The sequence below is a fragment of the Floridaenema aerugineum BLCC-F46 genome, from assembly GCF_041929345.1.
GTDB lineage: Bacteria > Cyanobacteriota > Cyanobacteriia > Cyanobacteriales > Aerosakkonemataceae > Floridanema > Floridanema aerugineum.
This window is the reverse complement of record NZ_JBHFNQ010000098.1, coordinates 12,799-30,313: the sequence shown is the minus strand read 5'-3', so window position 1 is coordinate 30,313 and position 17,515 is coordinate 12,799. Positions and strand designations below refer to the sequence as shown.

Here is a 17,515-nt window from a genome sequence, read left to right as displayed (position 1 = left end):
ATCGTGAACTACCCACACTGACCTGAAGGTACAGTGTGGGCTTCCTGCCCAACAGAAAGCGCAGTAGTGGATTTCTTGCGTCCTCCCTTACTCCGTCTTACATCTGGGCAACAGGCTTTATCCCCCGTTCCAGAGGTCAAACCTTCGACTGCGCTCAGGTTTAAAATTCGTAGACCCTCATCTCTTAGGTTAATACTAGCGTTCACATCTCTGTCATGTGTTGTGTTGCAGTGTTCGCAAGTCCAAAATCTTATATCCAGTGGCAAACTACCAACTTGATTAAGACACACATGACAGGTTTTTGAACTAGGGAAAAATCTATCTACTTCTAGATAAATTTTCCCTGACATCTCTGCCTTGTATTTCAGCATGGTGCAAAACATTCCCCATCCAACTTGGTGAATAGATTTTGCTCCCCAGTGATTTTGCATCATACCTTTAACATTAAGATTTTCCACAATAACAACTTGGTTTTCGTTAACTATCCTACGAGATAGCTTGTGTTGAAAATCCTCACGGCAGTTGGTTATTTTCCTGTAAACAGAGTTCACTTTCCTTCTGGCTTTAATACAGTTATTAGAGCCTTTTTGTTTTCTAGATAGTTGCTGTTGCTTAATTTTTAAATTCTTTTCATGCTTACTGAATATTCTAGGGCGAGCAAATTTAGACCCATCGCTAGTAACAGCAAAGTGAGTCAGCCCCAAGTCAATACCTACAGCTTTGCCTTCTGTTTTTGATATTGGTTTATCCTTACCATCATCAAAAAGGATAGCTGCAAAGTATTGATTAGAACAGTTTTTGGATACAGTTACAGTTTTGATTTTCCCCTTAATTGGTCTATGAATTGTTGCTGATACATTCCCTATTTTGGGAAGTCTTAAATGGCTATCCGCCACCAAAACATTTTGAGGGTACTGTATTGATTGCTTACCGTGTTTGGATTTGAATCTAGGATAATTAGCTCGTTTTTCAAAGAAGTTATTGAATGCGACTCCCAGATTCAAGCAAACCTGCTGCAAGCATTGTGAATAGGTTAAGCTTAACCACTCATACTCTTTCTTTAACTGGGGAATTATCTTTTTAACTTCGTATCCAGATAATCCCTTGCCAGTTTCTTTATATGTTTGATTGGTCAAATTTAAGCAATAATTCCATAGCCAACGACAAGAGCCAAAAGCTTGTGCTAGTGACTGTTGCTGCTGGACATCTGGATATAGCCGAACTTTGACGACTTTCAACATATTAGAGTAAACACGATTAGTTATAAAAGCTTAACACAAATTGTACCCTACGGGAAGCAAGCTACGTTTGGGACTTGTTTCCCGACCTTGAACAAAGCATCGGCCCTTGAAACTGTCGTCAACTAAAGGAGCCATTCATTCCGCGCTGCCGTACCCTTGTCAGACGTGGGGATCGCTGTCGGTTTAAGCTAACCGTTTGCATCTTACCGCGACCGGGCAACATCACTACTTTCCTGATTACATACAGTAACACTAGTAAAGATGCCTAATGTAGTCGGAAATAGTAGCATCTACTGCTATTTCAGGAATACCGCTCATCCAATCTGTAGCTTTTACAGAGTGGACAACTGGTAAATTGACCACAGTTTTGATTGCTCTCTGAACTAATCACTGCCAATGACAGTCTTTATTACTAAAGACACATCTACAAGTGACACAAGAGATAGAGAGATTTTGAGTCATAAGTTTCTAAATTGTAAGGTGTGGAACCAAACTTAGCCTAAGCGATTGTAGGGGTCAGATGAACACAAGCTATTTTGTAGACAACCAAGACTGTTTTAAACGACAAGCCTGCTCGAATGTTCCATCGGCAAATACGGCTTTTTACCCTAACCGGATTGATTGTCCGAGTCGAGGGGGCAACTCTTCAGTCACACCGAGTTTGGCATCGTCTCAGGTAGCACCAGAAACTAGTCTGCGGAAATTAGCTCAAAACAAAATGCTTCAAGGCGACTACTGCGAAGCGATCGCGATTATAACTTGTTTGCTCGATCGCCACCCCGATAACGCCAACGATTACAACAATCGCGGATTCATTCATTATCAAAGCGGTGAACTAGATGCCGCCTTAGCAGACTATAACAAAGCTATTGAAATTAATCCCGACTTAGCAGCTGCCTACAATAACCGCGCTAATTACTATGCTGCCAAGAAAGAATTAATTAAAGCGATCGCAGATTATGACCGCGCGATCGATCTCAACCCCCTTCACGTTCGCGCTTTAATTAATCGGGGTATTACCTTGAGAGAATTAAAATTGTACGATCGCGCCATAGAAAACTTCGACTTCGCCTTAAGATTGGGACAACTCCAAGGACAAGCTTGGAAAGAACGGGGACGTACTCACCACCTGCGGGGCGACTGGAACTATGCCCTAGCCGACTATCGTCGCGCCCTCCCCTTCTTCCCCGAAGGTCGCCAAAAGCAGCAAATTCAAGCTTGGATCGACGAAATACTCAGTCCCTTTCAGTTTTAGGCTTAAACAGGAAGGGTTGCCGGATTGCTCCCCTGTTCCTGTTGGCATATTCTTGCCTAATCTATTTCCTGAATAGCTTTGTTATCTTTATGAAGCAAAACAATCTGACGGCGTGCAGGATCGACTAAGTGACTCTGTTGGCGCATAATATTTTTTGCTTGTTGCGGATCGGTGGTACGCTTGTACTCAGTTTCCAAGCGATCGACCCGCTGCTCAGTTTCCTTAACTTCAAACTTAATTTCTTGTAACTTGGTTTGTATTGATTGGTGATAAGGCAATAAATGTACCAAGCTAGAAACCGCTACTCCAGAAATAAATACATTAACTGCTAATTTAACAGTTGTCTCTAAACTAAGTGCGTCAGTTTGCCGAGTTCGCAACTGTCGCACTTTTTGCCGTACAACTTTCGGAGATTGTACAGGTTCCAAGTGTGGTCTTGATGGTTGAATTGCGTTCATGATCCTGAAAGGGCTTTTCTCCTAAACTACAACCAGCTAAGTCGCTAAGGCAATGGGAAGCTGACCGTTCAAACCTGACTGAGATTATGACATCCCACACCAAAAGTGCGGCTGGCATATCTTACAGTGTGGTAGGAAGCTAGCAGCACGCTATATCCTAGCAGTTGATTGCAGCTAGTACCAGACTGTTTACACTATTTGTGCCGATCTGAGAACTCCACTTTCCATTACTCAGATACCCTGGCTGCCACTTCCTCCTGATAGATTGCCCAGAAACATTCCACCCTTGGCAGGGTTTTTGAGAGGCAACAGACAAGAAAGGTAATTTGCTGGCTCTCCCATCTGAAGCTTCCCAAAAACCCCCCCATTCCCTCAACGGGAGTTGTTTACTTATAGAGTTCTGTTGCCAGACGGAAAGCGAGAATTCCAGGAATCAACGCTACAACAAGGGCTACGAACACTTGGGTATCGGATATAGACATATTGCTCATCTCCTGATTTAGGGGTTATTCGTTCACCAATTTCCGTCAAACTGCCCCCTTTTTGGAATACTTTGTAACAAGTTGCAATAAATCGGGACTCTTGGGGCAGGGCAGAGGGGACTAGGGGACTAGGGGACTAGGGGACTAGGGGACTCTTGGGAAGTAGGGGACTCTTGGGAAGTAGGGGCAATTCATGAATTGCCCCTACTTTCTGCCTTCTGCCTTTCTTCGGTTAAGATTAGTTAATGAAGATAAACTGTCAGATTTGAGAACTAATTAATGCTAGATCAGATTTTTAACTCTCCTTTTAATGCTGGGATTGAGACGCTGTTTATTTTGGTGATTTTGGTATTTTTAGAGGCGGTGTTATCGGCGGATAATGCGATCGCCTTAGCCGCAATTTCCCAAGGACTCGAAAATAGCAAACTACAACGTCAGGCGCTGAATATCGGTTTGCTAATCGCATACATACTCAGAATGGCTTTAATTTTAACAGCTACCTGGGTGACAAAATACTGGCAGTTTGAAGTATTGGGTGGTCTTTATCTACTTTGGTTAGTGTTCCAATATTTTACCTCGAATGATAATGAAGAACACCATCATCATGGCCCGAAGTTTCCTTCGGTTTGGCACGCTGTTCCGATGATTGCTTTTACTGATTTAGCTTTTTCTTTGGATAGTGTAACAACTGCGATCGCTGTTTCCAAAGAAACATGGTTAGTCTTAACTGGTGCTACGATCGGCATCATCACATTACGATTCATGGCAGGATTATTCATCCGCTGGTTAGATGAATTTGCCCATTTAGGAGATGCAGGTTATTTCACCGTTGGCATAGTAGGGGTACGCTTACTAGTAAGAGCATATAACCCGGATTTAATTCCCCCAGAATGGGTAATGATTAGTGTAATTGCGCTGTTATTTGTTTGGGGATTTTCTAAGCGCACAGCAATTGATGAAACCGAAACCGAAATTGCCACCACTGAAGCAGAAAAGCAAGAAACCTTTCGTTAAGTCAGACAACTTTCCTTAATTAATTATATCCTTTCATTAACCCAATTCTGTAAAAGAATTGGGTTTTTACATATAACTTAAAGTAAGAATATTAGCAGGTTACGGAATTTTAATTAAAATCTAATAATCGCAACTTTTGCTTATAAATATTTAGCTAAAAGTAAGATTTTTTATTATTTATTATCACTTGAGCTTCTATTAATTTGAGTATAATTACTACTTAGCGATCGAGTACTAAAATTTTAGGCACAAACTTAAGTCTTTGGAGAATTTCTATATATAAACTTGTTCGTCAAGACATCACTCTAGCATCAAGCTAACTATTGGAGGTTGAAAAATGGTTTGGCAATTGCTTAAAATAGTGGGAAAAGCTGTTAAACAAGTAGCTAAATTTGTTCGCCCATGCGTAGAAGAGTTAATTCCTATACCCATAACTAAAGATTATCCGATTTTAGCCGATCGCAAAAATGATATAGAATTAGCAAAATTAAAACTCCAATATGTACAACAATCCGAAAATCAACAATTTCAAGCCAAACAACTCGAAAAATCTCAAAATTTCCAAGCTGAAATAGCTAAACTCAGCCAAGAAAAAGCCAAAGAATTACAAGAATTCATCCAACGTGCGGAAGATGCCAGACTACAAAAAACCCTAGATTTTCAACAATGGCGTTTGGAACAAGAAAAAGCTTTACAATTGGAGTTATTAGAACTAAATCAACAATTTCAACGCGAGTTAGTCACCTATCAAAGACAAACATCCTTGAAAGTTGTTGAAGAACAAAAAAGACTAGAAAACTCACCAGTTTGGTTAGTTGCTGCTGACATTCTCAACTCTCATCCTGAAAATGAAATCATGCCATTGCGAGTCTTTTTTGCACCGCCAAAAGTGCAGTTTGAAAGATTCGCTAATGCTGCCAATGCTACCCAAGGTTTTCCCGACATTGAGTTAACTGTCGCTGAAGGATTAAGACAATTTTTTAGGAACTATTCTATCCAAGGAAGACAACTAGACTTTTTAGCAGGTGCTTGGGTAAGCAAAACATTTCACAGCGAAGCGAGTATTAAAGCACTTTTCGGCGTGTTGAAATCCGAACCTACCTTAGTTTTAGAATCAGAAGTAGATGGAGATTACTTAAATTTTAGGATTGCTTATTGGGGATTAAATTGGTCAAAATATCGCTACGATCCAATTATTTCTCGATTGCCTTATCGGGATATTTTATATGAAGCTGCGAAAACTCGCGCCCGGAAATGGCAAGAAACAAAAACTAAATTAATCAACGCCGGAGTTAGTGCAGAAGAAGTCGATAAACTTTATGGTGCTGACAATGCGAAAAACTTAGTGCTTTTGCAACTTGAAGAGAGATTTAAACAGGCGGGAATTGATTCAGGAGATTTAGAACTTGACTATACTATTAACAAAAAAGACTTTGAGGAACTATGTCAGTTTTTAATTATTTATCACTGTTTATTTGCTGGATTAGTTGCAGATGAATACTTTTTGTTTCAGTATAATCTCACGCCGTTGTTACCGCAGTTGCTTCCAGAATTAACACAAAATGTGCCGGATACGGAAGCAGTACAAGAAATGATAGAAGCGGTAGTTTTGTATTATCAGAATGTCTATCAAGCTTTGGAAAGTCAGCGTTCTAGCTTAGTGCCAGAATTGAATTTAGAGTTAGCGCAAAGTTTAGCGAATTTACCGAACAAAACTTGGGCGAAAGGTCGAATTATTGACTCGATGAAAGCTTGGCTGAAATTGCGGGAGTTAACTCAACCCGATGAGTTTGAAGATTTATTGAAAGCAGTTGAATCAGTTTTGAAAATTGCAGATTTGGCTTATGTCCAAAAGTTAAATGATTGTTTGGTAGCTGTTGGGGAAAAACTTTCGCTAAGTGTGAAAGATGCTTGTTATAACCGAGGAATGAGTCGCTGTCACAAAGGAGAATATGAGGAGGCAATTAAAGATTTTGACCAAGCGATTGAGATTAATTCCAATTGGGCGGAAGCTTTTTATAATCGGGGATTAGCTTATGGTAAATTGGCAGAGTATCACAAAGCTATTGAGGATTATACAAGGGCTTTAGAGATTAACTCTCATTGGGCAGATGTTTACAATAATCGAGGGAATGCTTATTACAAATTAGGGGATTATGAGAAAGCTATTGCTGATTATGATGCAGCAATTAAGATTAATCCTGAGTTGACGGCGGCTATTAAAAATCGGGATATTACCCAAGGTGTTTGGGATGAGTTAAAAAGGCAGAAGGAACAGGAAGAAGAACCTAAAACTAAATGGGAAAATTTCACATTTGCTCAAACTCTTACAGCGCATAGTGATTATCTTCGTTCTGTTTTAATTAGTCCAGATGGGAAAACGCTTTTTAGTGCCAGTGATGACAAGACTATCAAAATTTGGGAATTGAGTACTGGAAAGCTAGTTCGCACGCTGACAGGGCATACCCATTATATTTATGCTCTCGCTATTAGCCCTGATGGGAAAACACTTTTTAGTGCTGGTGCTGAGAACAATATTAAAATTTGGGAGTTGAGTACTGGGAAGGTAATTCGCATTTTGTCTGGGCATTTTGACACTATTTATGCTCTCGCGATTAATCCAGATGGACAAACACTTGTCAGTGCTAGTAATGACAAAACAATTAGGATTTGGCAGTGGAATACTGGACAACTAAATACTATAGCTGGGCATTCTGGTGGCATTTTTACTCTTGCTATTACTCCAGATGGGAAGACGCTTGTTAGTGGTAGCGATGACAAAACTATTAAGATTTGGGAGCTTAATTCTGGGCGGGAAATACGCACTTTGAAAGGGCATTCTAGCACCGTTTGTACCCTAGCTATCAGTCCAGATGGGCAGACACTTATTAGTGGTAGTGATGACAACACTATCAAGATTTGGCAGTTGAGTACAGGTAAAGAAATACGTACTATTACAGGGCATAATGATTGTGTTCGTTACCTAATAATCAGTCGAGATGGACAGACGATTATTAGTGGCAGTGCTGATAAAAACATTAAGATTTGGGAGTTGAGTACTGGCAAGGAAATCTGCAAACTTACCGGACATTCTGGCATTGTTTTTTCACTTGCTATTAGTCCAGAACAACAAACACTTGTTAGTGGTAGTGGTGATAAAACAATTAAAATTTGGCGAGTAGTTTAGCCAGGATTTTAGAACCTCGGTTTTTCAGAAAAACTGGGTTTCTGATTCTTAGCTATTTTTGTGAGAAATGATGAAAGTTTATGTAGGGGCGAAGCATTCGGGCGACAATTTATGAAACTCAACCAAAATATAAATATCCGAATGCTAATGCCTACGGCACGCTACGCGAACGCCCTGCCCAACAGATAAGTTGTATCTTCAATCTTTGCCAAGACAAAGTTGTTCAATTCTTGGGTTGGGGCAGGGCGAAGCATTTGGTTACGAATATCTTTGGTAGGTTGCAAAATTTGTCGCCCAAATGCTTCGCCCCTACTTATTCTTGTTCTTGTTTCCTTTGTCGATGTTGTTCTAATAACTCAGGGAAATGTTTAGACGAATTAGGTAAATTGGTAGATACATTAGTGTCGCTAAATATGGTGCGATGGTGCGTTACACTGGCGTTAACGCACCCTACAGATAGAGGCTTTTCATTTTATACAGGATGGCTAATCTAAGTTTAGATTAGGGTATCGGGATCTACTCCTAGCGATCGCAATCTCTCCCCCAATATCTCCGCCCGTCTTTCTGCTTGTTGTGCGCGATTTTCTGCTACAAAAGCTCGATTTTCTGCCGCAAAAGCTCTTTCTTCCGCTGTTAAAAACCTCTCACTTTGTTCATCATACCAATACAACCATTCCCGATTTAGTCCTTGATAAACTCCCATTTCTCTACCAATTCCTAAACCGATTTCTGGCATCCAAACGGGATTACCGGGCAACAAATCATAAACCCCATCAATTAATTTAAACACTTCTAAACGGGGTTTTCTGCGCCGACGGGGATTATAAACTGCATAGTACAAAACCCCTAATTCAGCGTACTTATCCTTCTTAGTTGTTAACTCGCCTCGGTAAGTTTGGGAGATAACTTCTAAGACGAAAATTGGTACTTGCTTTTCTTCCCAAAGGGTGTAACTTAAGCGTAAATCTTCATCGATACAACGCTCAACACCTAAACTAAGAAAACCATCAGGAACGATCGCACTTTGTTCAGGATGATAATAAATTCCCATATCAACCCCGAAAAACCAATCCTGACGATCGGCCCAAATTAAAGCTAATATCGCTTTGAGTAAACCCGGAATTAAATCTTGTAATTCGTTATCCACAGGAGTATCATCAGAGTCGGGTAAATCTTCTGCTGAAGGCCAATGCAGTTTCGGGTCGTATTCAAACATAAAATATACTTCCCAATAATTGTTTGTAGTAGCGACTTCAGTCGTAGCAATGTTAAAGAGTAGGACTAAAGTCCCTACAACGAACCTGTTTTTTTATTTTCCTAATTTTAACAACAAAAAAAGCCACCGAATTAACGATGGCCTAAAAGTGAAAACCAACTGAAATTATTCGTACAACCAAGGAGTAATTGTTGGTTGCCAACTTACCAATTCTTCATTCTTGAACCAAAGACCAATTTCGTAAGTTGCGGTTTCTGGCGCATCGGAACCGTGAATTAAATTACGTCCCACACTAACACCAAAATCACCGCGAATTGTACCAGGTTCAGCATTGAGAGGGTTGGTAGCACCAATGATTTTCCGTGCAGAAGCAATTACCCCGTCGCCTTCCCAAACCATTGCTACCACAGGGCCAGAGGTAATAAACTCAACCAAGCTGGGGAAAAATGGTCTTTCCTTATGTACGCCGTAGTGTTGTTCTGCGAGTTCACGACTGACATTGACCAGTTTTAACCCTACTAAGGTAAAACCTTTGCTTTCCAAACGGCTGATGATTTCACCCACCAGTGCTCGCTGTACGCCATCGGGTTTGATTGCTAAAAATGTGCGTTCCACTAAAATATTTGCTCCCAAACATTGTCTACCGCATAGTATCGTAAAGCTTTATGGGGTTAAATTTTTGTTAATTTCCGATTGGTGAGATAACTGAACTAGGTTAGTGAGGAAATTAGCCAGCTACTTGCTAGCCAATAAGTTAAACTGTCTATTCGGTAGTTGTTGTAGGGGCGAGAGCTATGGGGGCTTACTCACGGGCTGAAGATACATCTGTGGAAGAAAAAGGTAAATCTTCCGCTTTAGCACAATTAGAAACCAAGGGTATGCCATTGGTGGCTAGAGAAATAACTAGACAGTGGACTATTGAAGATAGCGAAGCCCTGTATCGCATTGAAGGTTGGGGTCAGCCTTATTTTTCGATTAATGCGGCTGGTCATATTACAGTTTCGCCTAAAGGTGAGCGTGGTGGTTCGCTGGATTTATTTGAATTGGTAAATGCGCTGAAACAGCGGAATTTGGCTTTGCCGTTAATGATTCGGTTTTCGGATATTTTAGAGGATCGGATTGAGCGATTGAATGCTTGTTTTGCGAAAGCGATCGCACGTTACAACTACCCCGGCATTTACAAGGGTGTCTATCCGGTCAAATGCAACCAACAACGCCACTTCATTGAAGATTTGGTCGCTTTTGGCAAACCACATCAATTTGGTTTGGAAGCGGGTTCTAAGCCGGAATTAATGATTGCTTTGGCGATGTTGGATACGCCTGGGGCTTTGATTATCTGCAACGGCTACAAAGACCGAGAATACATCGAAACGGCAATGTTAGCCCAGCGTCTAGGACAAACTCCGATTATTGTCTTAGAACAAACTGAAGAAGTAGATTTGGTAATTAATGCGGCGAAAAGTTTGGGGATTCAGCCCATTGTCGGTGTACGTGCTAAATTGAGTACTCAAGGCGTGGGTCGTTGGGGAACTTCTACAGGCGATCGCGCTAAATTTGGATTAACTATTCCCGAAATTATTCAAGTTGTAGACAAGTTTCGCGAAGCTAATCTGTTAGATTCTTTGCAACTGCTACATTTTCATATTGGTTCGCAAATTTCGGCAATTCAAGTAATTAAAGATGCCATCCAAGAAGCCAGCAAAATTTATGTGGAGTTGGCGCGGTTGGGTGCAGATATGAAATATCTTGATGTCGGTGGTGGTTTGGCGGTAGATTATGATGGTTCTCAAACTAATTTCTATGCGTCTAAAAACTACAATATGCAAAACTATGCCTATGATATTGTGGCAGAGTTAAAGGACGCTTGTACTGAGCATAATGTCTCTGTTCCTACTTTAGTGAGTGAAAGTGGCAGAGCGATCGCTTCCCATCAATCAGTCTTGATTTTTGATGTTCTTGGTAGTAGCGATGTTCCCACAGAAGAACCACAAGCACCACAAGAGGGAGAACCCCCAATAGTTTGGAATCTTTGGGAAACCTATCAATCTATTAATTACGAGAATTACCAGGAAGCTTATCACGACGCTACTCAATTCAAAGAAGAGGCGATTAGTCGCTTTAATTTGGGAATTTTACGACTGGCAGAAAGAGCTAGAGTTGAGAGGATGTACTGGGCTTGTTGTCGGAAAATTGTTAAGCTGACCAGAGAGGAAGATTACGTTCCTGATGAATTGGAAGACTTGGAAAAAATCATGGCTTCCATTTATTACATTAATATGTCGGTTTTTCAATCGGCACCTGATTGCTGGGCGATCGATCAACTATTCCCAATTTTGCCCATTCATCGCTTAGATGAAGAACCAACAGAAAGAGCAATTTTAGCCGATCTGACTTGTGATAGTGATGGAAAGATCGATCGCTTTATCGACTTACGAGATGTGAAATCAGTTCTGGAACTTCATTCATTAAAATCAGACGAACCTTACTATTTAGGAATGTTCCTTAATGGCGCATACCAAGAAATCATGGGTTCTCTACATAATTTGTTCGGTGATACTAATGCCGTTCACATCAAACTCACCCCCAAAGGCTACCAAATTGAGCACGTTGTTAAGGGTGACACCATGACAGAAGTGCTTGGTTATGTACAGTACGATGTAGAAGATTTAGTAGAACAAATTCGCCGTCGTTCGGAACAAGCCTTACAAGAAAAACGCATTACTTTGCAAGAATCTCAACTGTTACTGCAAAATTACGAACGCAGTCTCAGTCGGTACACTTATTTGGCGGATTAGTCATTGGTCATTAGTCATTTGTTATTGGTCATTGGTCATTGGTCATTGGTCATTAGTTTTGAGATGTTCTAGTAATCTACTAATGACTAATGACTAATGACTAATGATACAAGTCCACTTAATTAGGGCTTGCTGAATAAAAGTAAAAAGTAAGATAGGCAATGGTGAAAGCGCCTTTTTTGCTGAAAACAAGTGCAAGTTTTCCAGACCTTTTGGCGCTTTCATCCTTGCCAATTTCTGCGGAAATTGTAGGGACACGGCATGAAAGAGATAACGTAAGAGTTGCAAATATTAATGATGCCGTGTCCCTACCCCCACCAATAGACTTATTCAGCAAGCCCTAATTACCGATTATTCCCAACCGAACATGACCAATGACCAATGACCAATGACCAATGACCCATGACCATTATCGAGTTTCCATGCCGAGAACTTCTGCGATCGCTTGTCGTTCGATCGCACTCATCGAAGGAGGTTCTTGACGGGTATCAGTAATTAACCAGTCTAAAGCTGCGGCTTGAACATCGATCGCGGCACCTGTTTTATCAATACAATAACGACCGAACACCAGCTTATCTACTAGTTGCACACCTTCTCCCAAACGGGAGTATTCAAAAATAATACTGTTATCTACAGTTGCACCTTTACAAACCCAGCAATTAGGGCCGATCATCGTTGGGCCGATAATTTTTGCCCCATCTTCAATGCGAGTCATACTACCAACATAAACAGGCCCTTTAATATCAATTTTGTCCCAATTTGCTGCCACATTTAAGCCAGTAAAAACACCAGGGCGCACTTCATGTCCGGGAATAGAAACATTTTTCACTTTCCCCATTAAAACATCCCGAATTGCCCGCCAATAGTCAGGGACTTTTCCAATATCTACCCATTGGAAATCCATTGTTACTCCGTAAAAAGGAGCATTCATTTCCACCAATTTGGGGAATAACTGACCACCCAGATCGTATTCAACACCAGAAGGAATATAGTCTAAAACTTCCGGTTCAAAAATATAAATACCAGTGTTGATATCGGTGCTGAGGGCTTCTTCTACAGAGGGTTTTTCTTGGAAAGCTTTAATTCTGCCATCTTGATCGGTAACGACTACGCCATAACTAGAAACTTCTTCTTTGGGGACAGATTTCATGACTACAGTGGCGATCGCACCTTTAGATTTATGCCATTTCACCGCTTCCGTCAAATCCAAATCGATCAAAGCATCGCCGCACAATACCACAAAAGTATCATCAAAGAAAGGAGAAAAATCTTGAATGCGTTTGAGTCCGCCCGCGGAACCGATCGCCTCTCCCACTAACTTACCTTCATCAATTTTCCCTTCAAAGGAATAGCCAATTTGTACCCCAAACCTTTGACCATCACGGAAATAGTTTTCAATCTCATCTGCTAAATGGCTGACGTTGACCATAATCTGGTCAAAACCATGCAAGCGGAGCAATTCAACTAAAAACTCCATCACTGGCTTTTGCAAGATGGGGATTAAAGGCTTGGGGATAGTGTATGTAATGGGGCGAACGCGAGTACCCTTACCTGCTGCCAGAATCATGGCTTTCATAAATATCCTTACCTCAAACTAGAGTCAATATAAACCGCTGACAAGTCAGTGCTCATTAATTTATTGTCTTGCGTCATTCATCAATTGTCACTTGCTTGTGGCTTCTGGAGGGATCGATCGAGCCTTTTCCATTCTCTGTAACTTCTACTAAAGCGCGGATTTTCAAGTCTTGGTAGAATTCCTCTTGAACTAACTCTACCTTGGACTGAGCCGAGAGCATCAACAAAGCCCAGAAAACATTTACCCGTTCATTTACTAGATCTTGGGGCGAAGGATGAACTACAGAAAAAGTTTCTGCTGCTTCCCCATTTAAACCGACAGACTGATCCCACTCATCTGCGACAGCAGCAAGTTGTGCGGCAATCGCTGTGGATATCTCCACATCACCCTGTTTTCTTTGCCACCATAACTCCACCAGCCGATCCAAATCCAACCAATTGTCATCTTCAGCATCTTCTGACCAGTATGTAGCCAGTAAATTTTCCAATTCTGCCGCCACTTCTACAGAATTTTCTTCATTTACCAAATCCATCGCCACCCGCATAGCTTGAGCGCGTGACTGGGAACGCAAGGGACTAGAACGGACTTTTGGCGGTTTTTTCTCAATTGCTGCTGCTACTAACCGCAATTGGTCGATTAACTCCTGTAGAGTTACCCGCCGCCTCGCAGGTGGGGCTGGGGTCGGTCGTCGGCGTAATTGACGCTCTAAGTTCCTTGGTAATAAAGGATTACCCCAATCATCCAACTGGACAATTTCCGCTTCTTGCTCTACATCAGCTTCGGCGGCGGATAGTTCGAGTGCTTCTAAAGTTTTCGCTTTGAGTAACACCAACAAAGAGGCATCTAAAAACGCTTGTCCAGATTGAGATAAGTCAGCCTCACAAGAGCCAGAACTGGTGTCACTTAAAGCGGCTAGTTGACTCAAGGCTAAATCGATCACTTCAATGACTTGGACATCCCAAGGGTCAATTTCCCCGCGTTCGGCGAGGTCAATTAACAGGGAAATGGCGCTGATCTCACGCACGGACTTTGTTTCTGGAGTTGAAGAAACTGCCATGCCTTCACCCAAATACTTCTTGATCTACTTTACCGACGATGTTTGAATTGTTTACACTGTTCCGTCAGCGGTTTCTACTTGGGGTGAGGTGGCGGGTGGTAGCTTAAGTGGTTCGTTGGCAACTTCAGTTTTATATTGTTGCAGGTCTTTTTCTAATGCTTGAATCCGCAGATCTTTTTCCCGCATCATCTGGGCGGTTTTGCGGTTTTCTAGCAGCACGAGTAAGCGAAACCAAATCCCAGAAAGTAATGCTAACAATGCTCCTACGCCTATAGCTGCAAATAATGCCACACATAAGGGTGCTTGCAGTTCGACTTGTGGGGCTAGATGAATCATTACAGGCTGAGTATTTTCTAAGCTAAATAATACTAAGGCTAGGGAAAAGGCAAAAATAATTAAAAGACTAATAACTCGCATGGTGAAACTCCTTGATCGCGAAAAATGTGGCAGGGGGACTCGCTTAGGCTCCAAGGGTAGGGACTGGGGCAGGGGAGGTGGGGGACTGGGGAGATGGGGGGGATAATAATTTAACTAACTACCTCTTTAACAAGGGCTACCTCCCCGCCTCCTCTGAGCGAACCCAATCCCCAGCCCCTAGTCGCTAATCCCCAATTTCAACTTTACTCTTTGTTTCCGCTCAATTAGCAGAAAACCAGGAGACATCACGGCACAATGAAAAAGGGAAAATAAAATATTATGCTAATTTTTCTATCTATCTGTGGATGATTTTCTCTGGCTTGACCAGATACGATTTGACGATCGCCTCGCTGTAGGTGAAAAGGCGTTTTACTTGAGCCATCTAACTCACAGGGGTTATCCGGTAATTCCTGGTGTTGTGGTTAAGGCTCCGGTTTTACGTCAGTTTTTGGCTTCTATTGAGTGGTTAGACCCATTCTTTGCTGATTTGGCGAATTCGGCTCTCCATCTGGATGTAGATAACCCGCGACAATTGCAATTAGTGGCTCAACATATTCGCCGGGAAATTGTGGCTACGGCATTGCCAGAAGCATGGTTAGATAAATTGCTGGAGATTTGTGGTTATTTACCAGGAAATGCGCTGATCTTTCGCCCTTCTTTGGCTTTGCCATCACAGGCAGGCGATTATTCATCAGTGAGTTTTTCTGGGTTGTGGGAAAGTCATGTTTGTGGGTTATCAAAAGAAGCGATCGATCTTGCTTTAAAACGAACTTGGGCAGAGTTATTCCGCGCTAGAAGTTTACTATATTGGCAGCGTCTTGGTATCCAGCTGCAAAAAATTAATTTGGCAATCTTAGTTCAACCACTGCAAAACTGTTTGGCTAGTGGTTGGCTACAAACGGGGGATTTTATTTCCCAAGCTGCCGCCAGTAGACAACCTTCTACTTATGAAATTCAGGCAACTTGGGGGCTGGAAATGTCTTTGGTGAAGGGTGAGGTGTTACCTGATTTTTATCAGGTACAACCAGACAATAGTGCTATCCTGAACCAAAAACTTGGGGTAAAAACTCTAGCTTATCGGTTGCTCGAAGGTTCGGCCTCCTTAGTTGAGGAAGGATGGAATCAAGCTGTTAATCCACCTCTACAAGTTTATTTACCCAGTGAGGAAGCACAAAAACAGTATGTTTTGCCAGCCAGTTATTTACCAAATTTGGTGCAGTTGGGACATCGATTGACTGCTGAATTAGGTGCGACTTTATCTGTAGGTTGGATACTTCTAGCAAACGAGTCTGAAGTTTCGCAGCCTAAGTTTTATATTACGCAAATCCAAAGTTGTGAGCAGCGAAATGAGGCTCTGTTTAAACAGGAAAGTGGTTTTCCTGTTTCTCAGGGGAGTCAGGCAGAGGGAGAAAAAACCAATCCGCTCTTAGCTGCTAATCAGGACACAAAATCTCAAGTTTTTAAAGGTTTAGGGGCGGCCGGGGGTAAGGCGATCGCTAAAGCCCAAATTGTGACTGATTTCCCTACTCAAAATTGGGATACTTTTCCATCTGGGGAAATTTTAATTTTGAAACATCTACATCCAGATTGGCTTCCTTTGCTGCGAAAGGCGGCGGGAGTTGTGGCTGAACAAGGGGGGATGACTTGTCATGCGGCAATTATTGCTAGAGAATTGGGAATCCCTGCTGTTGTTGGTGTGTCTAATGTGACGAAGTTGATCCAATCTGGTGATTTTCTGCTGGTGGATGGCGATCGCGGCGAGATACATTTAGGCAGCGAACAGGGTTTAAAGTTAAAGAAACAGAAGTATAGGAGTAGACCGTCTACTGTGGATTTAGGGGATCGGGAAAGATTCCAAACATTAAATTTACCATCGCTAATGGCAACTCAATTGATGGTAAATCTCAGTCAACCAAGCACTATTGAACGTGCTGCTAGTTTACCTGTTGATGGTGTTGGTTTATTACGTTCAGAGTTGATGTTATTGGAAGTTTTGGAAGGACAGCATCCTAATCGATGGTTAAATTCTGGACATCGAGAACAACTATTAGAAAGGTTGAGTGACACTGTTGGTCAATTTGCTAGTGCTTTTGCACCTCGTCCGGTTTTTTATCGTTCTTTGGATTGGCGATCGCATGAGTTTCAAAATGCTTTTCCTCAATCAACTAAAGAACTTAATCCTATGTTAGGAATCCGAGGTACTTTTGCTTATCTGCAAGAACCAACTTTTTTTGATTTGGAATTAGAAGTACTTCAGAGGGTTCTTCAGTCAGGTTACACCAATGTTAATCTAATTCTGCCTTTTGTTCGCACTGTGGAGGAGTTTGCTTTCTGTCGTCGTCGCATTGCCGAACTTGGTCTTTTCGCTGTTTCTCAATTTCAACTTTGGATGATGGCAGAAGTTCCTTCGGTGCTGTTTTTACTCCCTGATTTTGTGAAAGCAGGTTGTATGGGAATTTCTATTGGTACTAATGATTTGACGCAACTTTTACTGGGTGTCGATCGCGATAAGGCAGAAATGGCAACTGCTTTTGATGAACGTCATCCCGCTGTTATGCAAGCAATTCGCCAATTAATTCATCAGGCTAAAAAAGCTGGTATTCCTTGTTCTATTTGTGGTCAAGCACCTGCACAATATCCAGAGTTAATTGATCGTTTAGTCCAATGGGGAATTACTTCTATTTCTGTCAGTTTGGATGCTGTGGAATTTGCTCATAATGCGATCGTCCGTGCTGAACAACGCTTAATTTTAGAAGCTGCTAGACAACAGTTGGGAGAAAAAAGTTTTGAGTTGTAGGGGCAATTCATGAATTGCCC

The 17,515-nt window shown here is 41.7% G+C and carries 13 protein-coding genes; 5 read left to right on the top strand and 8 right to left on the bottom strand.

Going from position 1 to position 17,515, the window contains the following annotated elements; genetic code table 11:
- Positions 1-8: 8 nt before the first annotated feature.
- The gene (locus ACE1CC_RS12670) at positions 9-1,241 is read right to left on the bottom strand and encodes an RNA-guided endonuclease InsQ/TnpB family protein (protein ID WP_413270794.1); all 1,233 of its coding nucleotides are present in this window, start codon (positions 1,239-1,241) and stop codon (positions 9-11) included.
- Positions 1,242-1,761: 520 nt separating this feature from the next.
- On the opposite strand from ACE1CC_RS12670, the gene ACE1CC_RS12665 reads away from it, so the two are divergent.
- Complete coding sequence (locus ACE1CC_RS12665) at positions 1,762-2,496, top strand: tetratricopeptide repeat protein (protein WP_413270793.1); 735 nt, start codon at positions 1,762-1,764, stop codon at positions 2,494-2,496.
- A gap of 56 nt (positions 2,497-2,552) precedes the next feature.
- Here ACE1CC_RS12665 and ACE1CC_RS12660 read toward each other — a convergent pair whose 3' ends face one another.
- Together ACE1CC_RS12660 and psaM are read right to left on the bottom strand one after the other, a co-directional pair.
- Positions 2,553-2,954 carry a slr1601 family putative cell division protein gene (locus tag ACE1CC_RS12660; RefSeq protein WP_413270792.1) on the bottom strand — a complete coding sequence of 134 codons (402 nt, stop codon included), beginning with the start codon at positions 2,952-2,954 and terminating at the stop codon, positions 2,553-2,555.
- 386 nt (positions 2,955-3,340) lie between these two features.
- Positions 3,341-3,436, bottom strand: a complete 96-nt coding sequence (gene psaM, locus ACE1CC_RS12655; protein ID WP_073596774.1) for a photosystem I reaction center subunit XII — start codon at positions 3,434-3,436, stop codon at positions 3,341-3,343.
- A gap of 279 nt (positions 3,437-3,715) precedes the next feature.
- On the opposite strand from psaM, the gene ACE1CC_RS12650 reads away from it, so the two are divergent.
- Entirely contained in the window at positions 3,716-4,450 is a 735-nt protein-coding gene (locus ACE1CC_RS12650) for a TerC family protein (RefSeq protein ID WP_413270791.1), read from the top strand.
- A 337-nt stretch (positions 4,451-4,787) separates the two neighbouring features.
- The gene (locus tag ACE1CC_RS12645; RefSeq protein WP_413270790.1) at positions 4,788-7,637 is read left to right on the top strand and encodes a tetratricopeptide repeat protein; all 2,850 of its coding nucleotides are present in this window, start codon (positions 4,788-4,790) and stop codon (positions 7,635-7,637) included.
- Between the two features lie 496 nt (positions 7,638-8,133).
- Here the strand turns inward: ACE1CC_RS12645 and ACE1CC_RS12640 are convergent, their stop codons facing one another.
- Entirely contained in the window at positions 8,134-8,853 is a 720-nt protein-coding gene (locus tag ACE1CC_RS12640; protein WP_413270789.1) for a Uma2 family endonuclease, read from the bottom strand.
- Positions 8,854-9,018: 165 nt separating this feature from the next.
- Positions 9,019-9,468, bottom strand: a complete 450-nt coding sequence (gene ndk, locus ACE1CC_RS12635; RefSeq protein WP_413270788.1) for a nucleoside-diphosphate kinase — start codon at positions 9,466-9,468, stop codon at positions 9,019-9,021.
- 179 nt (positions 9,469-9,647) lie between these two features.
- On the opposite strand from ndk, the gene speA reads away from it, so the two are divergent.
- Positions 9,648-11,648, top strand: coding sequence for a biosynthetic arginine decarboxylase (gene speA / locus ACE1CC_RS12630; RefSeq protein WP_459563836.1), 2,001 nt, complete (start codon positions 9,648-9,650; stop codon positions 11,646-11,648).
- A 409-nt stretch (positions 11,649-12,057) separates the two neighbouring features.
- Here speA and ACE1CC_RS12625 read toward each other — a convergent pair whose 3' ends face one another.
- The 3 genes from ACE1CC_RS12625 to ACE1CC_RS12615 form a co-directional block, all read right to left on the bottom strand.
- A complete protein-coding gene (locus tag ACE1CC_RS12625; protein WP_413270787.1) occupies positions 12,058-13,224 on the bottom strand; it encodes a sugar phosphate nucleotidyltransferase in 1,167 nt (388 codons plus the stop codon).
- Between the two features lie 73 nt (positions 13,225-13,297).
- Positions 13,298-14,281 carry a segregation/condensation protein A gene (locus tag ACE1CC_RS12620; RefSeq protein ID WP_413270786.1) on the bottom strand — a complete coding sequence of 328 codons (984 nt, stop codon included), beginning with the start codon at positions 14,279-14,281 and terminating at the stop codon, positions 13,298-13,300.
- A gap of 51 nt (positions 14,282-14,332) precedes the next feature.
- A complete protein-coding gene (locus ACE1CC_RS12615; protein ID WP_413270785.1) occupies positions 14,333-14,698 on the bottom strand; it encodes a lipopolysaccharide assembly protein LapA domain-containing protein in 366 nt (121 codons plus the stop codon).
- 301 nt (positions 14,699-14,999) lie between these two features.
- On the opposite strand from ACE1CC_RS12615, the gene ACE1CC_RS12610 reads away from it, so the two are divergent.
- Positions 15,000-17,495: a putative PEP-binding protein gene (locus ACE1CC_RS12610; protein ID WP_413270784.1), complete on the top strand. Its 2,496-nt coding sequence runs from the start codon at positions 15,000-15,002 to the stop codon at positions 17,493-17,495.
- Positions 17,496-17,515 lie beyond the last annotated feature (20 nt).

Excerpts from the sequence above, each read along its gene's own strand:
- ACE1CC_RS12650 (WP_413270791.1), top strand. The coding sequence starts at position 3,716 with ATGCTAGATCAGATTTTTAACTCTCCTTTTAATGCTGGGATTGAGACG.
- ACE1CC_RS12620 (WP_413270786.1), bottom strand. The coding sequence starts at position 14,281 with ATGGCAGTTTCTTCAACTCCAGAAACAAAGTCCGTGCGTGAGATCAGC.
- ACE1CC_RS12640 (WP_413270789.1), bottom strand. The coding sequence starts at position 8,853 with ATGTTTGAATACGACCCGAAACTGCATTGGCCTTCAGCAGAAGATTTA.
- ACE1CC_RS12645 (WP_413270790.1), top strand. The coding sequence starts at position 4,788 with ATGGTTTGGCAATTGCTTAAAATAGTGGGAAAAGCTGTTAAACAAGTA.
- ACE1CC_RS12615 (WP_413270785.1), bottom strand. The coding sequence starts at position 14,698 with ATGCGAGTTATTAGTCTTTTAATTATTTTTGCCTTTTCCCTAGCCTTA.
- speA (WP_459563836.1), top strand. The coding sequence starts at position 9,648 with ATGGGGGCTTACTCACGGGCTGAAGATACATCTGTGGAAGAAAAAGGT.
- ACE1CC_RS12625 (WP_413270787.1), bottom strand. The coding sequence starts at position 13,224 with ATGAAAGCCATGATTCTGGCAGCAGGTAAGGGTACTCGCGTTCGCCCC.
- ACE1CC_RS12660 (WP_413270792.1), bottom strand. The coding sequence starts at position 2,954 with ATGAACGCAATTCAACCATCAAGACCACACTTGGAACCTGTACAATCT.
- psaM (WP_073596774.1), bottom strand. The coding sequence starts at position 3,436 with ATGTCTATATCCGATACCCAAGTGTTCGTAGCCCTTGTTGTAGCGTTG.
- ACE1CC_RS12670 (WP_413270794.1), bottom strand. The coding sequence starts at position 1,241 with ATGTTGAAAGTCGTCAAAGTTCGGCTATATCCAGATGTCCAGCAGCAA.
- ACE1CC_RS12665 (WP_413270793.1), top strand. The coding sequence starts at position 1,762 with ATGAACACAAGCTATTTTGTAGACAACCAAGACTGTTTTAAACGACAA.